This is a genomic window from Paraburkholderia sp. BGA-UO-ETr-F12, from assembly GCF_059567945.1.
Genome location: NZ_JCAQOZ010000066.1, coordinates 220,082 through 237,307, shown reverse-complemented (window position 1 = coordinate 237,307; position 17,226 = coordinate 220,082). Strand labels below are relative to the sequence as shown.

General features: G+C 60.8%; 15 protein-coding genes, 2 tRNA genes and 1 pseudogene. 7 read left to right on the top strand and 11 right to left on the bottom strand.

Going from position 1 to position 17,226, the window contains the following annotated elements; genetic code table 11:
- Nucleotides 1–161 precede the first annotated feature (161 nt).
- Nucleotides 162–614: a TetR/AcrR family transcriptional regulator gene (locus tag AC57B6_RS34640; RefSeq protein WP_496423024.1), complete on the bottom strand. Its 453-nt coding sequence runs from the start codon at nucleotides 612–614 to the stop codon at nucleotides 162–164.
- Between the two features lie 184 nt (nucleotides 615–798).
- On the opposite strand from AC57B6_RS34640, the pseudogene AC57B6_RS34635 reads away from it, so the two are divergent.
- A pseudogene (locus AC57B6_RS34635) lies at nucleotides 799–1,089 on the top strand (AMP-binding protein); the annotation flags it as partial.
- Between the two features lie 18 nt (nucleotides 1,090–1,107).
- On the opposite strand, the gene AC57B6_RS34630 reads toward AC57B6_RS34635, so the two are convergent.
- The 9 genes from AC57B6_RS34630 to AC57B6_RS34590 all read right to left on the bottom strand — a co-directional run bounded on the left by AC57B6_RS34630 (nucleotide 1,108) and on the right by AC57B6_RS34590 (nucleotide 9,550).
- Nucleotides 1,108–1,332, bottom strand: coding sequence for an Arm DNA-binding domain-containing protein (locus AC57B6_RS34630; RefSeq protein ID WP_341459127.1), 225 nt, complete (start codon nucleotides 1,330–1,332; stop codon nucleotides 1,108–1,110).
- Between the two features lie 532 nt (nucleotides 1,333–1,864).
- Entirely contained in the window at nucleotides 1,865–2,152 is a 288-nt protein-coding gene (locus AC57B6_RS34625) for a PAAR domain-containing protein (protein ID WP_028359583.1), read from the bottom strand.
- Between the two features lie 9 nt (nucleotides 2,153–2,161).
- Nucleotides 2,162–3,118, bottom strand: coding sequence for a T6SS immunity protein Tli4 family protein (locus AC57B6_RS34620; protein ID WP_028359582.1), 957 nt, complete (start codon nucleotides 3,116–3,118; stop codon nucleotides 2,162–2,164).
- A gap of 95 nt (nucleotides 3,119–3,213) precedes the next feature.
- The gene (locus AC57B6_RS34615) at nucleotides 3,214–4,986 is read right to left on the bottom strand and encodes a lipase family protein (RefSeq protein ID WP_496423023.1); all 1,773 of its coding nucleotides are present in this window, start codon (nucleotides 4,984–4,986) and stop codon (nucleotides 3,214–3,216) included.
- 6 nt (nucleotides 4,987–4,992) lie between these two features.
- On the bottom strand, nucleotides 4,993–5,151 hold the full coding sequence (locus AC57B6_RS34610) for a hypothetical protein (protein ID WP_496423022.1): 159 nt from the start codon (nucleotides 5,149–5,151) through the stop codon (nucleotides 4,993–4,995).
- Between the two features lie 10 nt (nucleotides 5,152–5,161).
- Nucleotides 5,162–7,849, bottom strand: a complete 2,688-nt coding sequence (locus AC57B6_RS34605; protein WP_046569592.1) for a type VI secretion system Vgr family protein — start codon at nucleotides 7,847–7,849, stop codon at nucleotides 5,162–5,164.
- A gap of 210 nt (nucleotides 7,850–8,059) precedes the next feature.
- Nucleotides 8,060–8,626 carry a tyrosine-type recombinase/integrase gene (locus tag AC57B6_RS34600; protein WP_496423021.1) on the bottom strand — a complete coding sequence of 189 codons (567 nt, stop codon included), beginning with the start codon at nucleotides 8,624–8,626 and terminating at the stop codon, nucleotides 8,060–8,062.
- A gap of 489 nt (nucleotides 8,627–9,115) precedes the next feature.
- Nucleotides 9,116–9,202, bottom strand: a tRNA-Leu gene (locus AC57B6_RS34595).
- 261 nt (nucleotides 9,203–9,463) lie between these two features.
- Nucleotides 9,464–9,550 (bottom strand) — tRNA-Leu (locus AC57B6_RS34590).
- Between the two features lie 304 nt (nucleotides 9,551–9,854).
- On the opposite strand from AC57B6_RS34590, the gene rnr reads away from it, so the two are divergent.
- From rnr to AC57B6_RS34560, 6 genes are all read left to right on the top strand, one after another.
- Entirely contained in the window at nucleotides 9,855–12,371 is a 2,517-nt protein-coding gene (rnr, locus tag AC57B6_RS34585) for a ribonuclease R (RefSeq protein ID WP_030102819.1), read from the top strand.
- A gap of 182 nt (nucleotides 12,372–12,553) precedes the next feature.
- A complete protein-coding gene (gene rlmB, locus AC57B6_RS34580) occupies nucleotides 12,554–13,297 on the top strand; it encodes a 23S rRNA (guanosine(2251)-2'-O)-methyltransferase RlmB (RefSeq protein ID WP_496423020.1) in 744 nt (247 codons plus the stop codon).
- A 76-nt stretch (nucleotides 13,298–13,373) separates the two neighbouring features.
- Nucleotides 13,374–14,069 (top strand): ribose-5-phosphate isomerase RpiA, encoded by a 696-nt coding sequence (gene rpiA, locus AC57B6_RS34575; RefSeq protein WP_144195506.1) that lies wholly within the window; start codon nucleotides 13,374–13,376, stop codon nucleotides 14,067–14,069.
- A gap of 237 nt (nucleotides 14,070–14,306) precedes the next feature.
- Nucleotides 14,307–15,491 (top strand): glycosyltransferase, encoded by a 1,185-nt coding sequence (locus AC57B6_RS34570; RefSeq protein WP_496423019.1) that lies wholly within the window; start codon nucleotides 14,307–14,309, stop codon nucleotides 15,489–15,491.
- Between the two features lie 89 nt (nucleotides 15,492–15,580).
- Nucleotides 15,581–15,811: a type II toxin-antitoxin system HigB family toxin gene (locus AC57B6_RS34565; RefSeq protein WP_496423018.1), complete on the top strand. Its 231-nt coding sequence runs from the start codon at nucleotides 15,581–15,583 to the stop codon at nucleotides 15,809–15,811.
- A complete protein-coding gene (locus tag AC57B6_RS34560) occupies nucleotides 15,808–16,230 on the top strand; it encodes a helix-turn-helix domain-containing protein (RefSeq protein ID WP_028198148.1) in 423 nt (140 codons plus the stop codon). The genes AC57B6_RS34565 and AC57B6_RS34560 overlap by 4 nt, the downstream gene beginning before the upstream one ends.
- Before the next feature lie 44 nt (nucleotides 16,231–16,274).
- Here AC57B6_RS34560 and AC57B6_RS34555 read toward each other — a convergent pair whose 3' ends face one another.
- On the bottom strand, nucleotides 16,275–17,225 hold the full coding sequence (locus AC57B6_RS34555) for a glycosyltransferase family 2 protein (RefSeq protein WP_496423151.1): 951 nt from the start codon (nucleotides 17,223–17,225) through the stop codon (nucleotides 16,275–16,277).
- Between the last annotated feature and the right edge of the window lies 1 nt (nucleotide 17,226).

Below are 17,226 nucleotides of genomic sequence, written 5' to 3'. Positions count from 1 at the left end.
AACCTGGCGCAGGGCATCAACGGGTCGACGCACGGAACAGACAGCTGGAAGTGTGATGATGCGTGGGGGTTGCATGCTCGACAGTCGGGAGGTAACGCCGGCCAGCCGGTCCGTCCGCTGGCATTTTCTTAAATTGATCACCAGAATCGAACCTGTTCAACTTATCCGCTATCAGGAGTTACCCGGCCCCGCCGGAGCCTCGTGAGCCCAACCTCCAGAGTTACCCTGGAGATGCCTCTGGGTGCGAGACACATTGTCGATATGTGTTCATAATATTTCGGGTGCTGGCCGTGTGAGTTCGAAACGGCATGATCGCGGCACCGTACAAACGGATGGTCCTGGAACGGGGGCGCACAAGTGCAGCGCGAGCACGGTCTTCGCATCGGCCGTCGTGTCGACCCATGTGTCGACGACGGCGTCGATACATGGGCCCTCGACCGCAGGAATGCCTGGCCGTACAGATTCATCAGGTGTTCGCAATGGCGCTTGATCAGTTTTGCGATCAATGCATCCTTGCTGGTGAAATACTCGTAGAGCGAGCCGACGCTGACGCCGGCCGCGTCGGCGATGCGCGTGGTGCTCGTCGCTTCGAACCCGTCTCGTGCAAACAGCATCTTTGCCGCCTAGAGGATCGCGTCGACCGTCATCGCAAAGCGACTTTGGCGCGGCCGGCGTCTGATCGCGATCTGTGAAGTCATGCGCGTGTTTTTGCCGAATGACATGACTGGCTCCTTTTATCTATCCCGTCTTTCCCGCGATGCCGTCTGGCCGTGCATCGACGAGGACCAGATTTGCGGCCGTAGCTATACGTCGGGCACGACCGGCGACCCGAAAGGCGTGTGCTATTCGAATCGCTCGACCGTGCTGCATGCGTACGCGGCCGCGCTACCCGATTCCTTCGGCCTGTCGGCGCGCGACTGCGTGATGCCGGTCGTGCCGATGTTTCATGTCAATGCGTGGGGGGGGGCGCCGTATGCAGCGCCGATGGTCGGCGCGAAGCTTGTGCTGCCTAAGACGTCTTTTGCGACGGCACGAGACGCGGATGCGGTGTGCGCAGACAGATACACAGATCATCGCTCAGTGCCGACTGCGGGCCGTCTGGTTCTGTCAGGTTTCGGCCGCCGCCTTGAACGTGTCGTCCTCGACGGCCTGGTCGGATTGCTGAACCTTGGGATTGATGCCGCTGGCGAGCAGGAGCTGGGCTTGTGCTCTCAACTCGCGTGCCTTTGCCGGGGAGATTTTCGGGAACATACCGAATGAAATGCGCGGCTGCTGCTTCTCGTCGAAGCTATGCCGAAAGTGCCAACTGGTACCGGTCTTCGCAACGAAGATACGCTGCTGCCGGTTTTAGGTAATCTTCGGTGGAACCGGATGGAAGCTCAGAAAACAAAAAAGCCCGCAGTAGCGGGCTTTTCCGGCGGGTCAGAGGACTTTGATGGAAGTCTCTGGAAGCTTAGATGGTGCCCAGGAGAGGCGCCGAACTAACGATGTAATGTATTGTTTTTATTGGATTTATATATTTTTAATTTCAATGATGTACTAGCCAATGGACTAGTTTGATCCAAGTGCAGGAACGTGAATGCCGGTGGCCTTTGATGGAATTCGAATTGACGACGGCGGAATGTTGCACCACTACAACAAAGGAGTCCACGGAAGTTTGGGGCCCTTGCGGGGCACCAATATCTGGGACGCTGCCGGCAGCGTGCCTCAGAACGTCAACAGGTCGGAATGCATTTCAGCGACGCACAACCCGCCGTGGTTGCCACGATCGCCAGCAGCAGCATCAGGCTGTATATTCGCTTCCTCATCACGTCACCCTCCCTGATATTCGTTATCGGTTCGCTGCGTCAGCGTGCCGCGGCGCCTACACGTCCACGTAAGACGTGGTTTGCGACGGCACAAGACGCGGATGCGGCGTGCACAGACAGACACACAGATCATCGCTCAGTGCCGCCTGCCGTCCGTCCGGTCCGGTCGTGGAAATGCGCGCGCCGTCGCACTTGATCAACCCGACGGTCTTGCAGACCGGGCACAGGACGGGATCAGTTTCGTAGGCTTGCTCGCGCCCGCCGACCAGGTCGTTACCGTCACCCGCCTGCACGATGCCACCCACCGTCGTTTTGTCGCCTTTCACAATGTCGTAACGCCGCATCTTACGCTCCTACACTGCCCCCGGTCGCGGCCGGAGGCTATTCAGCAGGGCGTCCCATGCCTGCAGCGCTCCCGCCTCATCGACCGGCGACGTTGCCTGATCCGGCGGCAGGTCACTTCGTGAAGACGTGCCCAGCAGCAACTCCACCGAGGTATGCGGTTGTGCCAGCGTGGCCGGATTGCCCGGCGCCAGCAGATAGAAACGGTAGACCGTAATCGGACCGTCCTGAAGCGCAAACAGGACCTCTTCAGCGTCCATGCCAGCCACCACGCGCTTGCCCTTGCGCAGGATGCGATAGCTGCCAGGCATTCGATCGAGTTGTGCGCGAAGCTCGGACAGATTCTTGGTGAGCGGCTGACCTTGATCCTGCTCGACCGCATCTCGCATCTTGATCAGGAGTAGGGCAGGTCGGCCCGGCAGCAGCGCAAACGACTGGCTGACTTCTTCCGTGTAGGTCGACGATCCGGTGACGATCCCGCCGTCGAAGCAAAACCCCGACTCCGTCGGCACGGCCCAGTTGTCTCGCGCCTTGATGCGCCTGTAGGTGTCGCTGTAGATATTCTCGGAGTTACCGAGAGCAGACGCTCCCATGAGGCCGGCGGTGTGAAAGAGTGTGTGGTCCGCAAAGAGGTAGCCATCCGTTCTGAAAGGCATCTCGACTTTCGCCACGCCTTCCTGGTAGATAAAAAACCGCGAATCGTTGACCGGCGAAAATGCCTTCTCAAGCCAGGCCTTCCCAGTTTTCTCATCCAGGTTGACGGGGTTATAGCGTTGCTTCGTACGCAACTCATTCTCCCGGGCCTCGACTTTGGTGCGATAGGCATCAAGTGAGACATTGTGAGTTGTTTCGAGTTTGTCTCCCCTGTACGCGTAATGTTGATTCGAAATCTCGCTCGACGCGGGCCGGTCGAATACGAGGCGGCCGATGCACCACGGGCGCATTTTGGACAGCAGCGGATTGTTCATCGTTGGTTCCACGGAAAGCGCAAGAGAGCAGGCGCAAAGACCTGCCAGTAGAATAAGGGGGCGAAAGAGGCGAGCCATTAATTTGTTCCCGGCACCTAGATGTCGTTGACGATCTGGACCACACTGTAAAGTATCGCCCAGTGCGTCCATGGGTGCGCATAGCTGGTCATGTGCTGGTATCCGCCCTGCACGAACGCCATCTGAACTCCTTTGGCCGGGTCGCCAGGCACATCCGGCTTTAAGCCACGCGCCTGCGCATCGGCCGACCACGCGGGCACCGTACCGTCGCCGCGAATGATCCCCGTTTTGGTTGCGACCTGTGACCAGTCCGTCTTGGCATTCACGTCCGGCAACGTGTTCGTCTTCTGGACGGTGAACGTGATGCTCAGTTTGCGTTGCTCGAGAAGCACGCGGATCTCGCCCTTGCCCGAGTCGTGCAGCAACGTTGCGGCCTGAAGTTCAGGCGCCTGCACGTCCGATGGCACATCTCCGGTCCAGATTGCGTTGCCCCACGTCAACAGATTCTTCGTCGGGTCTCCTTTTTCGATGCCAGGCTTGCTCTTGTCGCTGGCCTCGGTCGTCGTGCTCGACTGTGGTGGCCTGAAGTCGAGGCCGCCCTCGCCGTAGGCTACATATGTCTTGCCATGGTAACGATTCTTCAATTGGCTCTGGTTCTTTACGACGGTCTCCATCGTCGATCGATAATAATCCGATAGGCTTGTCTGAAGCCCGCCAGCATTGAGCCGCGTCTTGACGATCCCAGCGGGATCGAGCTGTTTGTCGGGCGGCTGCAAACCGTACCACTTGGGATTCACATATAAATCGTTATACGGATCGCCGTGCTCCGGGAACTGCATGACCTCCTGTCCGTCGGGCCGCGCAAAAATCCACCACGGCGCGCCATTGTGATAATCCGGCATCGGTGTCAGCTCCATCGGTCCCGGCGCGTTCGCCATTACCGCCATGAATTCATCTGCGTCGCGCCCCAGCAGACTGCCATTGATGAAACCATTCATACCGCCTTCGGGACTGCCCCCTGTCTTGAAACGCTTGGCCGCCAGCGGAGCACCGGTGGCCGGTTGACATCCATGAAATACGCCGTGCGCAAGACCTTCGAGCCCATGGTTTAACACCGCGAAGCGGGCCACCAGCCCACCCATCGAGTGCGTCAGAATAATCGCCTTGCCCGTATCGTTTTCCTTGCAGATCTCGGTGACGCCCATCAACCGTGTCGTCTTCTTTGTCTGCGGATCGGGGACATCCAGACCATTCACCACATCACGCCCCGAAAGGTCATTCGACTGCAGCCAGTTGTATCCAATCGCATAGACGCGATAGCGAAACTTGGCGAATTTCTTGAATTCCGCGGAGTCCGGTGCGATCACCTGGCCTTTACCTGCAGCAGCAATGGCGCCGTAGGTCTTTGGGTCGGTGCCGAGCACCGGATGGAGTGCCCATTTCTCGCCCTCGGGGTCGGGGTTGATCCACGCGCCTTCGGGCTTGCCGAGCAGCATCGGGTTGTTCAACTGTTGCTCGAGCCAAAGCAGGACAGGTTGATAGCCGGTCCTATAGACCGAACCCCAGCCGCGGCGTCGCGCCTCCTTCTCGGTAATCGGGTCTTTCTCCCCAAGGTCGACGATCGGGCCGAGCGGCGTCACCATGACGCTCTCGGGATCGAAAAGTGTTTCGCGCGACGACGCGCTGCGAAACCATCCCGCGATGAGCGAACACAACGCGCCGAGTGATGCACCTATCGTGTCTGTATTTGGTGCGGACCATGCCGCGTCGCCACTGTCCTTGGCGGCCAGTGGCGAGCCCATCACGCCCGGTATGAAAATCACGGGAATGATGGGGCGCAGATCGTGCAAGGTCTCCTAGGCGCGAGTGTCGTTGGCCGGCGTTAAGGGCGCCTGGGCGGAAGAGTGGCCGTCCTCATCGGTCTGCGACGCGAGGCGGACGACTTCCTGTTCGGCATCATCGTCGCCGGACGTCTGGGCCTGCGTACCCGAATTGTCGGGCTGATTTTCGCTCATGGATTCTCGCTTATGCGTTGCTCGTGCCCGGCCGCAGCGCCCGGATCACCACAGTTTCGATATCGTTGCTTTTCTGCTCGACCGTATGGCCCAGCTCGTCCGTGACACCGCTCAGGCGTGTGCCATCCCCACGCACGATCTCGTAAGGGTGGTTCTTGAGTGGGTCGCCGGTGATCCGGTCGCGCAAGAGATACTTGTCGTTGAACGCCGGCTTCTCAAGGCTATTCATATGCTCGGCCACCGAACTCGGACCTTGCCGGCTGAATGACGCCGACTTGATCGTGCGTGCGCCGCGCGTGCCGTCCTCAATTCCTTGGGGGGTAATACGGATGTATGAGCCCCCGCACTTGAGCATCAACTCGGTCTTCGCGTCGATCTCAATGCTGCCGTTATTGCTCTTGAGCGTCAGGCCGAGTTCGGAGAGTAATCGCAGCTGATCGGTGAGCGCCTGGATGTCGATCGCACCTTTCCCGGCGATCAGTTTCATACCGGCACGTTGGACGAATACGCTGATTTTTTCTGCGACGCTTGCAACCAGCGATTTGCCCACGGCCCAGTAGGTGTCCTTGCCGCTGACGAAATTCAGATGGTCGTCCGCGACCATCTGCGCCGACGCGTGCGTGGTAAAACCCATGCTCTCTGGACTCGATCCGAGCATGACGGGTTTGGCAAAGGCATTGGCGTTTCCTGTCCCACCGCCTGCCGTATTGCCGCCTTTGGCCACGCCCGCCTTGCTGTGCTGGGTCGCCTTCGCGAACTGTGAAAGCGCTTCGCGGCCAGGCTTCATATCCTCGGCCTTGGCGGTCGAACTTGCGGAGGACAACGACTCGACGAGCAGATCCGCACGCGCCAGGATCTCGCGCGGCGCGGTGGTATCGAGCGGCTGACCGTCGGCACTGATTTGATGTGTGCTGAAATACAGTCCCTCACCCGCATGGACCGCACCTGCATAGTCGGTGCGCAAGGTAAAGCCGCTGCCGGTGTACGCGCCACGCGAATTGCCGTCTTGGACGATCTGGTAGCCGAGATGGAGGCCGCTCATGCCGTGGCTGCTCATGATCCGCATGCGAGGCTGCCCCGTGGAATCATCCATGACGTACTGGTTATAGCCGCCGCCGCCGTACTCCCGGGACTGATAGCCAGAAAGCAGGCCGTTCGAATGCCACTGCGGTTTCGCCGCGCCGTTGTACACACGATGAAGCGCAATCGGGCGGTCGATGTCATTGCCGATGTGGCCGATCAGGAGTTCTTCGCCCGCGCGCGGCATGTGGACGCCCCCATATCCATCGCCGGTATCGGACTGCGCCACGCGCACCCAGCACGATGCACGTTCGTCACCTTCATTGAGCCGGTCCCAGATGAAGAGCACCTTCACCCGGTTCAGTTCATCGGTGTAGCACTCCTGTCCCTTCGGTCCGGCCACAATCGCCGATTCCAGTTTCGCTTCGGGCTTGTGATGTTCGAACGGGCTCCGGTACGGCACCGTCGTACGCTGCGCTTCGATGGCGACCCGGTAGAACCCCGTGGAGCCGTCTACGTGGCTCGCGCTGAAAATCTGACCAGAGTCGTCGGCGCGGGCCTGTGCGAGCTGATGATTCAGGCTGTGTGGGTAGTTCGCTTCGTGCCCGGCGAGCGGAAGATTGTTCTCGATGACCCACTCGACCTCGATGCTCGCGAATTCGTTCTGGTCGGCGGCGTCGTGGTCATGCTCGGGATGACCGGTCAGTGTGAAGCGCCGGCCCGCGTCCATGGCGCGTAGGCTACCCACGCCGTGAAAGCGCTTGGCCTGCGACTCCCATTCCTCCATGCGAATCTTCGACAACTGATCACCCCGGTCCTGTTCCGGGTACGTATAGCCACCGGTATATTCGTAGACTTCGGTTTGCGCGGGCAGCGCGCCTTGATTCGCCATCGTCGGTATCGACGTACCTTTGGGGCTGGAGGGCGTCGGCGGGCTTTTGTAGTCGAAGGTACGCGTCGACAGCAGCACGGACTGCAGCGTCCGCGTGCCTGACCACTGGGTGAGCGCATCGGCTTCCCTGCTCACGCCGGCACGATAGAATCCGACCGTTGCAGGTGAGAGCGGTTCGAGCGTCTCAAGGCGATCGGTGATGACCAGCGTGTGTGATTTGCCGTCCGCCGCCTGCTGCCAGATGCCATACAGGCCCTCGGACTCGAGAAGCCGGTGCACGAAGTTCCAGTCGGTCTCGTCCTGCCGGCAGTAGGAACGCTTCGGCAGCGGCTTCGAGAGCGCGAAGCGGTACATGCCTTTTGCCTGCGGATGCTGGTTGAATGCGTCCGAGACGATTTCGTCCGCTGCCTTGTCCTGCCAGTGTCGCTGGTCACGCCGGAACTTCAGAAAGTGCATCCACGAGGAAAATCCCAACTGGTAACTTGTGAGATTTCCGTCGGCTCCCAGCCGACGCGCTGTATGTATATAGCCATGGTGGGGCAGGTAAGACCGATCGGCCTGTTGGATCCAGAGCGTAACGGTCTGGGCGATCAGCGTTTTGAGCTGCACGTCGCCCTGAGTCGACACGCAGTCGAGCAGAAAGGAGAAGTCACGACCGATCCGCGAGCACCCGGTGACACGGTGGGGCAGCAAGACGTTATTGCCGGCCGACGTATCCAGTTTCAGAAGGCGGTCCTGCTGCGACAGTCCACCCGTAATCGCCCCGATTATGTCCTGCGTGCCCATGCCGCCTCTCGATCTGATTAATCCTCTTTCCCGCGCGATTTTACTTCGAAAGCAATCTGATAATGATCTGAAATTGAAAAGCGGAAATCGATTTAATGCGAAATGGATATTCGGATGAATATCGAATCTCAAAACATGATGCGGCATGGGCCGCAGGCGGACGGCCGCGAACAACATCAAATTAGCGATTCGATCATCTTTGTCCGGCCCCTAGGGCCGAACTGCAGCGCTTTTACTCTGCTTGGTTGACTTGGAGCGTAGAGGAGTGCCCGGTGTTCTCGAATAGACATTGACCCGAGCCGCAAATTGCGCCGTCAATTTCGGAGTAATCCCTGTCGTTTTTAAAGCGTCCAGATAGTCGGCACACCATTGCATCATCGCGATTCGTTGAGCCAGGTACTTGGCTTGATTGTAGTCACCCGCTGTACCTTCTTCGATGTGAGCGAGCTGCATTTCGACGTGGTCCTTTTCCCAGCCATGTTCGCGCAGCAAGGTGCTCGCGGTGTGTCGTGTGCCATGACCGACCATGCGGCCCTTGTATCCGATCCTTGCAAATACACCGTTGATAGTGTTCTCGCTGATGACATCGTTCTTCCAGCCAATGCCGGGGTAGAGATATCTTTGCTTACCGGTTTGCTTGTACAGTTCCCGCAGTTGTGCCACGAGTTGCGCCGGAAGAGAAATGACGATGTCTCGGCGCATCTTCATCTTTTCTCTAGAAATTTTCCACAGGGCGGAGTCGAAATCAATTTCTGTCCATTTGGCAAAACGGTTCATGCTAGGGCGGCTTGCCGTCTAGATAGTCATCCATGCGGCAGTGCGTTGTATGAACCGGCTCGTTGATCGGTCGAGAGCCTTTAGAAAATCGGGAAGTTCAGGTTCAAGCAGATGCGGATAGGGCTTGGCCTTAGGCGCTTCCTTGGCAATGACTTTCAGTTCTGACGCAGGGTTGTTTTCGCATTTGCCTCGGGCAATGGCCTGGCTGAAGATCTCGCGTAACCATCCGCGTACCTTTTTCGATACGTTCAGTGCGTTGCGCTTTTGATGGCTTGGCTGACTCAACCTGCTTGATTGTCAGTGGCATGACCGTCACCTAGTACATTGGAGGAACTCGAACTTTCAATGTACTGGCTAATGTACTACTTTGCTGCCGGTTTTAGGTAATCTTCGGTTGAACCGGATGGAAGCTCAGAAAACAAAAAAGCCCGCAGTAGCGGGCTTTTCCGGATATCAGAGGACTTTGATGGAAGTCTCTGGAAGCTTAAATGGTGCCCAGGAGAGGACTCGAACCTCCACGGTGTTGCCACCGCTAGGACCTGAACCTAGTGCGTCTACCAATTCCGCCACCTGGGCACGTCTTCAAGCTAGACCGACATTTTAGCGTGATGATGCAGCGTGTCAATCCCTACATGCAAACAAACTATCGCTTCATCAACCGCCCGGTTGTGCCATGCAGCAGAGCAAAACTCTATTGCCCGACAATGGCCGATTCACATCAACCCAACCGTCCTGCTAACCACGTTATCCGCTCGAAAAAACTGAACCGGATCACGTAGCCTCACACAAAAAGTAAAGCCGCCTATGTGAAACATCGGGCGGCTTTACTTTTGAATCTGGTGCCCAAGAGAGGACTCGAACCTCCACAGTGTTGCCACCGCTAGGACCTGAACCTAGTGCGTCTACCAATTTCGCCACCTGGGCAGGTGATGAACAGCAAAGACCGCCATTATAGCGACAGATTCAGGGCTGTCAAGCCTTTCTCAAAAGTCGCTTAAACATTGCCGCGGCGAGTCTGCAGGCGGCTCACAGCGATTCTCGACGGGCCGCTTGGCGCGCGAGACGGGTGTTAGAATGCCTCGCAGTAGTTCGTTGGCACGGTGCACACGCCCGTCGGACTCAGATTTGAACGAGCCGGACCCGAGCAGCCCTTTCAGTGCAATCGCAAGTGCAACTTAAGCGCAACCCAAACGCTTCTTAAGCCGAGCCACATCGCCGACCGACGTCCATGCAACGAGAAAAAATCATCGATAAGCCCTTGAGCAAATTCCCGTATCCGATCCCAAGCCGCGAAGAAATCCTGGGCGTCCTGCGCACGAGTGAAGCGCCGCTTGCCGCGAACGACATCGCCGAAGCCCTGTCGATCAAGCGCCAGGAGCGCGAAGGATTTTTCAAGCGGCTGGGCGCCATGGAGCGCGACGGCCAGATCCGGCTCGATCAGCGCAATCTCTACCAGCTGACCCATCCGTCCAACTTTGTGGCGGGCCGCGTGCAAGGGCACCGCGACGGCTACGGTTTTCTCATTCGCGACGACGGCCAGGACGATCTGTTCCTGCCCACCGGCGAGATGCAGAAGGTCATGCACAACGACCGCGTGCTGGCGCGCATCGTCGGCTACGACCGCCGCGGCAGGCCGGAAGGGCACATCGTCGAAGTCACTGATCGCGCCAACAAGCGGGTGATCGGCCGGCTGCTCAACGAGAACGGCGCATTGATCGTGGCGCCCGAAGACAAGCGCATCGGTCACGATATCCTGATCGCGCAGAACACCAAGAAGGCCAAGGTCGGCCAGGTGGTGGTGGTCGAACTGACCGATTTCCCGAGCCGTCATTCGCAGCCGCTCGGCCGCGTGGTGGAAGTGCTCGGCGATATCGACGACCCCGGCATGGAAATCGAAATCGCGGTGCGCAAGTACGGTGTGCCGCATGAATTCAGCCAGGCCGCGCTCGACGAAGCCGCCAAGCTTCCGGACGAAGTACGCCCGGCCGACGCCCGTCATCGCATCGATCTGCGCGATGTGCCGCTCGTCACGATCGACGGTGAAGATGCCCGCGACTTCGACGACGCGGTCTACTGCGAACCGGTTCAGGTCGGCCGCGGCGAAGGCTTCCGCCTGATCGTCGCGATCGCGGACGTCTCGCACTATGTGCATCCGCAGAGCGGGCTCGACGCCGATGCGCTCGAGCGCAGCACCTCGGTGTACTTCCCGCGCCGCGTGATTCCCATGCTGCCGGAAAAGCTGTCGAACGGACTGTGTTCGCTGAATCCGCACGTCGATCGTTGCGTGCTGGTGTGCGACATGATCGTCACCACGCGTGGCGAAGTGAAGGCGTATCAGTTCTATCCGGGCGTCATCAACTCGGCCGCGCGCCTGACCTACACGGAAGTGGCGGCGGTGCTCAAGAACACCAAAGGCCCGGAGGCGGCGCGCCGCGCGGCGTTGCTGCCGCAATTGCAGAATCTGTACGGCGTCTACAAGTCGCTGTTCGCCGCGCGCCAGAAGCGCGGTGCGATCGACTTCGATACGACCGAGACGTACATCGTCTGCAATGCACAGGGCAAGATCGAACAGATCATTCCGCGCACCCGCAACGACGCACACAAGCTGATTGAGGAATGCATGCTGGCCGCGAATGTCTGCGCGGCCGACTTCCTCAAGCGCAACAAGCACCCGGGGCTGTTCCGCGTGCACGCGGGGCCGACTGCCGAGAAGCTCGAGAATCTGCGTACCTTCCTGCGCGGCATGGGCCTTACGCTCGCCGGCGGCGACAAGCCGCACGCCAGCGACTACGCCGCGCTGATGGCGCAGATCCGCGATCGGCCGGACGCGCAGATGCTGCAGACCATGCTGCTGCGCTCGATGCAACAGGCCGTCTATAGTCCGGACAACATCGGCCACTTCGGTCTCGCATACGAGGCGTATGCGCACTTCACGAGTCCGATCCGCCGCTATCCCGACCTGCTTACGCACCGCGCGATCTACGCGATTCTGCAAGGCCGCAAGTATCAGCCGGAGCCGCCGCAGGGCGTCGAGTTGAATACGGCGCTGTCGCCGCGCGCCCGCGCGATGCAGCAGGCCGACGACGAAAAGCGCGGCCGCCAGCGTGGCAACAACGTGGCGATCTGGGAAGAGCTCGGTCTGCACTGCTCGGCCAACGAGCGCCGCGCCGACGAAGCCTCGCGCGACGTCGAAGCGTGGCTCAAGTGCTACTTCATGCGCGACAAGCTCGGCGAAGAGTACGGCGGCATGGTTAACGGCGTGACGTCGTTCGGCATTTTTGTGCAGCTCGACTCGCTCTTCATCGAAGGCCTCGTGCACGTTACCGAACTGGGCTCGGACTACTTCCAGTACGACGAAATCAAGAACGAGCTGCGCGGCGAGCGCACCGGCATTCGCTACCGCCTGTCGGATCGCGTGCGGGTGCAGGTGAGCCGCGTCGATCTCGACGCGCGCAAGATCGACTTCCGCCTTGTGCGCGATACGCCGATCAAGCCGCCCACGGGCCGACCGGCGCTTGCCGACAAAGCTTCAAGCGAAAGCGGCGGGGCGCGCGTGCGTTCGTTGCCGCCGGTGGACGGCGGGGCAGGCGGCGCCGCGGCGGGCGCGGGTGGCCGGCGCAAGAAGGCTGCGCCGGCGCAAACCGCGGCCGTCAAGGAAGCGCGCGCGGCACGCGGCGCGGCGAAGAAGCACGGCGGCGCGGCGGCCAAGGCGGCCTCGAAACCGCAGGCCCGCAAGAAGCGCTGAAGTCGCCTGGCGGCTTGAACCGCGCGCATCGGGTACGTGCCAACGTATCGGGTGCGCGCGGTCTTCGTTTCATCGCAATCAATCCGGGTATCGAAGCAGATACGCCGGCAATGCAGTAAGCAGACTCGTATTCATCACCGTAGCGCGTATTCCAGGGCGCGCTCAATCAAAGGTTTTCAGTCATGTCACGTCTCAAGGTTCTATACGGTTTCCACGCAGTGACCGCGCGTATGCGGCACGACGCGTCGTCGGTCGAAGAGGTTTATTACGACGCTACGCGCAAAGACCGGCGCATGACCGAATTCCTGCATGCGGCGAAAGAGGCCGGTGTGCGTCTGATCGCCGCCGACGAAACGCGTTTGTGGGGCCTCGCGCATACCGAGCGTCACCAGGGCGTGGTCGCGCGTGCGGGCGACATGCCGCTTGCGCAGAATCTGGCCGAACTGCTCGACGGTATCAATGGTTCGCCGTTGATTCTGGTGCTGGACGGCGTGACCGATCCGCACAATCTCGGCGCCTGCCTGCGTGTGGCCGATGCGGCCGGCGCGCACGCGGTGATCGCGCCGCGCGACCGCGCGGTGGGTTTGAACGCGACCGCGGCAAAGGTGGCGAGCGGCGCAGCCGACACCGTGCCGTACATCACCGTGACGAATCTGGCGCGCGCGCTGCGTGAGTTGAAGGACGCGGGGGTGTGGGTGGTCGGCACTGCCGGCGAAGGCACCAAGAGCCTCTACGAGACCGAGCTCGACGGCCCGGTCGCGCTGGTGATGGGCGCCGAAGGCGAGGGCATGCGGCGCCTCACGCGCGATACCTGCGACGTGGTCATGCAGATTCCGATGGCGGGTACGGTCGAAAGCCTGAATGTTTCCGTGGCGAGCGGCGTGTGTCTGTTCGAAGCCGTGCGGCAGCGTTCGGTGAAGAAGTAAGCGCTAATAAGCGAAAACCGGCGACCGCTCCCGACTCCGGTAAACTTGTCGTTTTTTACGCTCGCCAGCATTCCCCATGACTCAAGACGAACTCAAGCAACTGGTCGGCCAGGCGGCCGCCGACTACGTGAACGCCAACGTGCCGGAAGGCTCCGTGATCGGCGTCGGCACCGGCTCCACCGCGAACTGTTTCATCGACGCGCTGGCCGCCAGCAAAACCCGTTATCGCGGCGCGGTGTCGAGCTCGCTCGCCACCACCGCGCGTTTGCAATCGCACGGTTTCAAGGTGCTCGATCTCAACGAAATCGATTCGCTGCCGGTGTATGTGGACGGCGCCGATGAGATCGACCACGGCGGCGCGATGATCAAGGGCGGCGGCGGCGCGCTGACGCGCGAGAAGATCGTCGCCTCGGTGTCGGATGTATTCGTTTGCATCGCCGACGCGAGCAAGCTGGTCGACACGCTCGGCAACTTCCCGCTGCCGATCGAAGTCGTGCCGATGGCGCGCACCGCGATCGGCCGCCGCGTGACGGCGCTCGGCGGCGTGCCGGTGGTGCGCGTGACCAAAGAGGGCGTGCCGTTCATCACCGATAACGGCAACGAGATCATCGACGTCAAGGGTCTGCGCATCAGCGACCCGCGCACGCTGGAAATGCACATCAATGCATGGCCGGGCGTAGTGACGGTGGGCCTGTTCGCGGGCCGCGGCGCCAATCTGTGCATGCTCGGCACGGACACCGGCGTCGAGACGATCGACTACAACAAGAACTGAGCACGGCGCTTCCGCCAGCCGTTTTGTCGTCGGTTTTATCGTCTTACGCGAGCCCGCCGCAGCGGGCTCGCTCTCCCTCCCTTGCGCATCCCCCCAGTTCACAATAAGCGAATCGCGAAGCGCGGCGATTCGCCGACTGTCGCGCGTCGAATGTGGGCATACGCACGCACAGTCGGTGATCTGGCACATACACTCGTCGATATGGCCGTTGGGCGTTTATCTACAGGTGGGAAGATCATGAGAGTGGCGATCGTGCACGACTGGCTCGTCGCGCCCGGCGGCGCTGAAAGGGTGCTCGAGCAGATCATTGCGTGTTTTCCCGATGCTGATCTCTTTAGTCTCGTCGATTTTCTCGAAGACCGCCGGTTTCTGGGCGGCAAACCCGTTACGACGTCGTTCATTCAGAGTCTGCCGTTCGCACGGCGCCGCCATCGCGCGTATTTGCCGCTGATTCGGCTGGCGATCGGGCAGTTCGATCTTTCGGATTACGACCTGATCGTCTCGAGTTCGCCGCTGGCTGCCAGCGGCGTATCGACCGGCCCCGCTCAGATACACGTGAGCTACGTGCATTCGCCGATGCGCTACGCGTGGGATCTGCAACATCAATACCTGCGCGAAGCGAATCTGACGCGCGGGCCGAAATCATGGATCGTGCGGGCATGGTTCCATTATCTGCGCGGCTGGGATTCGCATTCGGCGAACAGTGCCGATCGTCTGATCGCAAGCTCGCGTTTGGTGGCGCGCCATGTGATGAAAACCTGCCGGCGCGACGCAGCGGTGATTCCGCCTCCGGTCGACGTGCACAGGTTCGAACCGCGCATGCAAAAGGAAGACTTCTATCTGAGCGTCTCGCGGATGGTGCCTGACAAGCGCATCGAACTGATCGTCGAAACCTTCAACGCAACACCGCACCGCAAGCTGGTCGTGATCGGCGACGGACCGGAGATGGCGGCGATTCGCGCCAAGGCCGGTCCGAACGTGATGATTCTCGGCGCACAGCCGTTCGAGGTTGTCGAAGATTACCTGCGACGCGCGCGCGCCTTCGTTCTCGCCGCCGAAGAAGACTTCGGCACCGTCGCGCTCGATGCGCAGGCGTGCGGCACGCCGGTCATTGCATTCGGCAAGGGCGAAGCACTCGAGACCGTGGTGCCGCTCGGCGATATGCGTCCTACCGGCGTGTACTTCGCCTGCCAGACGGTCGCGTCGCTGCTCGGCGCGATTAACCGCTTCGAGCGGCACAGCGGGCGGATTACGCCGGCGGCATGCCGCGCGAATGCAGAGCGGTTTTCCACGGCGGTATTCCGCCGCGCCTTCATGGCCGAAGTGACCCGCACGATCGCGACATCGGGCGGGCGGACGCGAGTAGCGGGCGAGCGGCTCGAGCACGATCTGGCAACCCGGGATATCGCATGGCCTGGCTAGCGCCTGTCGGGACGCGGCCGGAGATGCTCGCAGAAGCGAATAAATAGCTGTTCTATATAAAGCAACATCCGGGGGCGCGCAGTGCGCTGTTGACGTGGTATGCGCTGGCGCAGGCTTGCCTCGCATATGGCTATAACGACCTGAAGAAAACGCTCGCGGGCGTGGACTGCGTGCCGCCGCCAGATACTGTATTCGAGGTGGGCGGCAGGCGGTTCTGGATCATCGCGGCGATTCACTACAACAGGCAGTCGTGGTTCGTTCGTCATGTGTTGACGCATGCGGAATCCGACCTTTGCACGAGGAAGAATTTAAATTCATGAATGCCGATCGCCTTCCGGGAACCTTTCCCGACATCGCTCAAACCTGGGCCACACTGCAAGCCCAGTTGCCGATCACGCCTATTCGCAATGAGCAGGATTATCAGACGATGGCGCGGCTCGCCAGCGCACTCGCCGATCACCTGAACGGTAGCGGGGAAAATCCGCTAACCGATCTGTTTGCGATCGTCAACGATCTGATCGAAAACTGGGAAGCGAGCAACGTGACGATCCCGAAAGCGGAGCCGCGCGAGGTGCTGCGGCATCTGCTGGAAACGCACGGACTCAAGCAGAAGGATCTGATCGGGATCGCGTCACCCACGGTGGTGAGCGATATCCTCGCGGGCCGGCGCGCCATCAGCAAAAAGGTGGCGAAGGCGCTGGCGCTGCGTTTCCATACCGACGTCAGCGCGTTTCTATAAGCACGCCGCAGCGCACAGCCCTGTGCTGAGCGCTGTGACCGTGTCTAGCGCATTGCCGCCCGCCACGCTCCGCGCATCGCGCGCAAGCCGACTCGCCATTTGCGAAGCGCGAGCGCCATGCCGCCAACCTCGAATACTTGTGACAGGGCGCGCAGAAACCCCGGATCGGCACGCTCGCCGATCAGCGTCGAATACACGACGAACGCCCAACGGCCGGGGGGCGTCAGGTATTCGCACATGATGAGCCGGAGGTTGAATGACGCGTTATAGAAGGCGGCGTCGTTAAACGCGAGGCGCGGGCTTTCGTGGCACGCGCGGGCGGGGAAGTGCTCCACCAGCAGCGACGGGTCGTAAATCAGGGTCCAGCCGCGCCGTTCTATTTTCAGACTGAAGGCCATCTCGCAGTGAACCTGCGCGCCGGTGCCGCGCAAGCGCCTGTCAAAGCGCAGCGTGCCGATCGCGTCGCGGCGAAACGCCATGTTGACGCCCTTGAGCACCTGGACTTTGCGCGCCGCGCCACAACCGATATGGTGGTTTCCAATGGCCCGGCCATACCAGCGCACGAGGCCCACCGGCGGTTGCCGTCCCTGCGCAATGCCATTGCACCCATGCACGATATCGCGTCCGCCCAGGCCGCCGAGCGCCGGGTCGCTTTCGAACGCGCGGGCGATTCGCGCGATCCAGTCGGAATGCGGCGCGGCATCGTCGCCGGTGAAGCAGAGCACGTCGCCGAGAGCGCTTTCGATGCCGAGATTGTAGGCCGCGACCACGCCCGGCTTGCGGACCAGCATGATCCAGCGGCGCGGGTCGGGCCGGTTCACTTCGCATGTGCGCAGCCAGTCGAGCGTTGCGTAGTCGTTATGGCGCGCGATCACGATCACTTCGTCGGCGCGGCGCTCCTGGGCGTCAAGTGCCGCGAGGCAGCGTGCGAGGTCGGCGGTGCGCCGGTAGGTCGGCACGATCACGGAGACTTTCACGCACGGCTCCCGCGGCAGC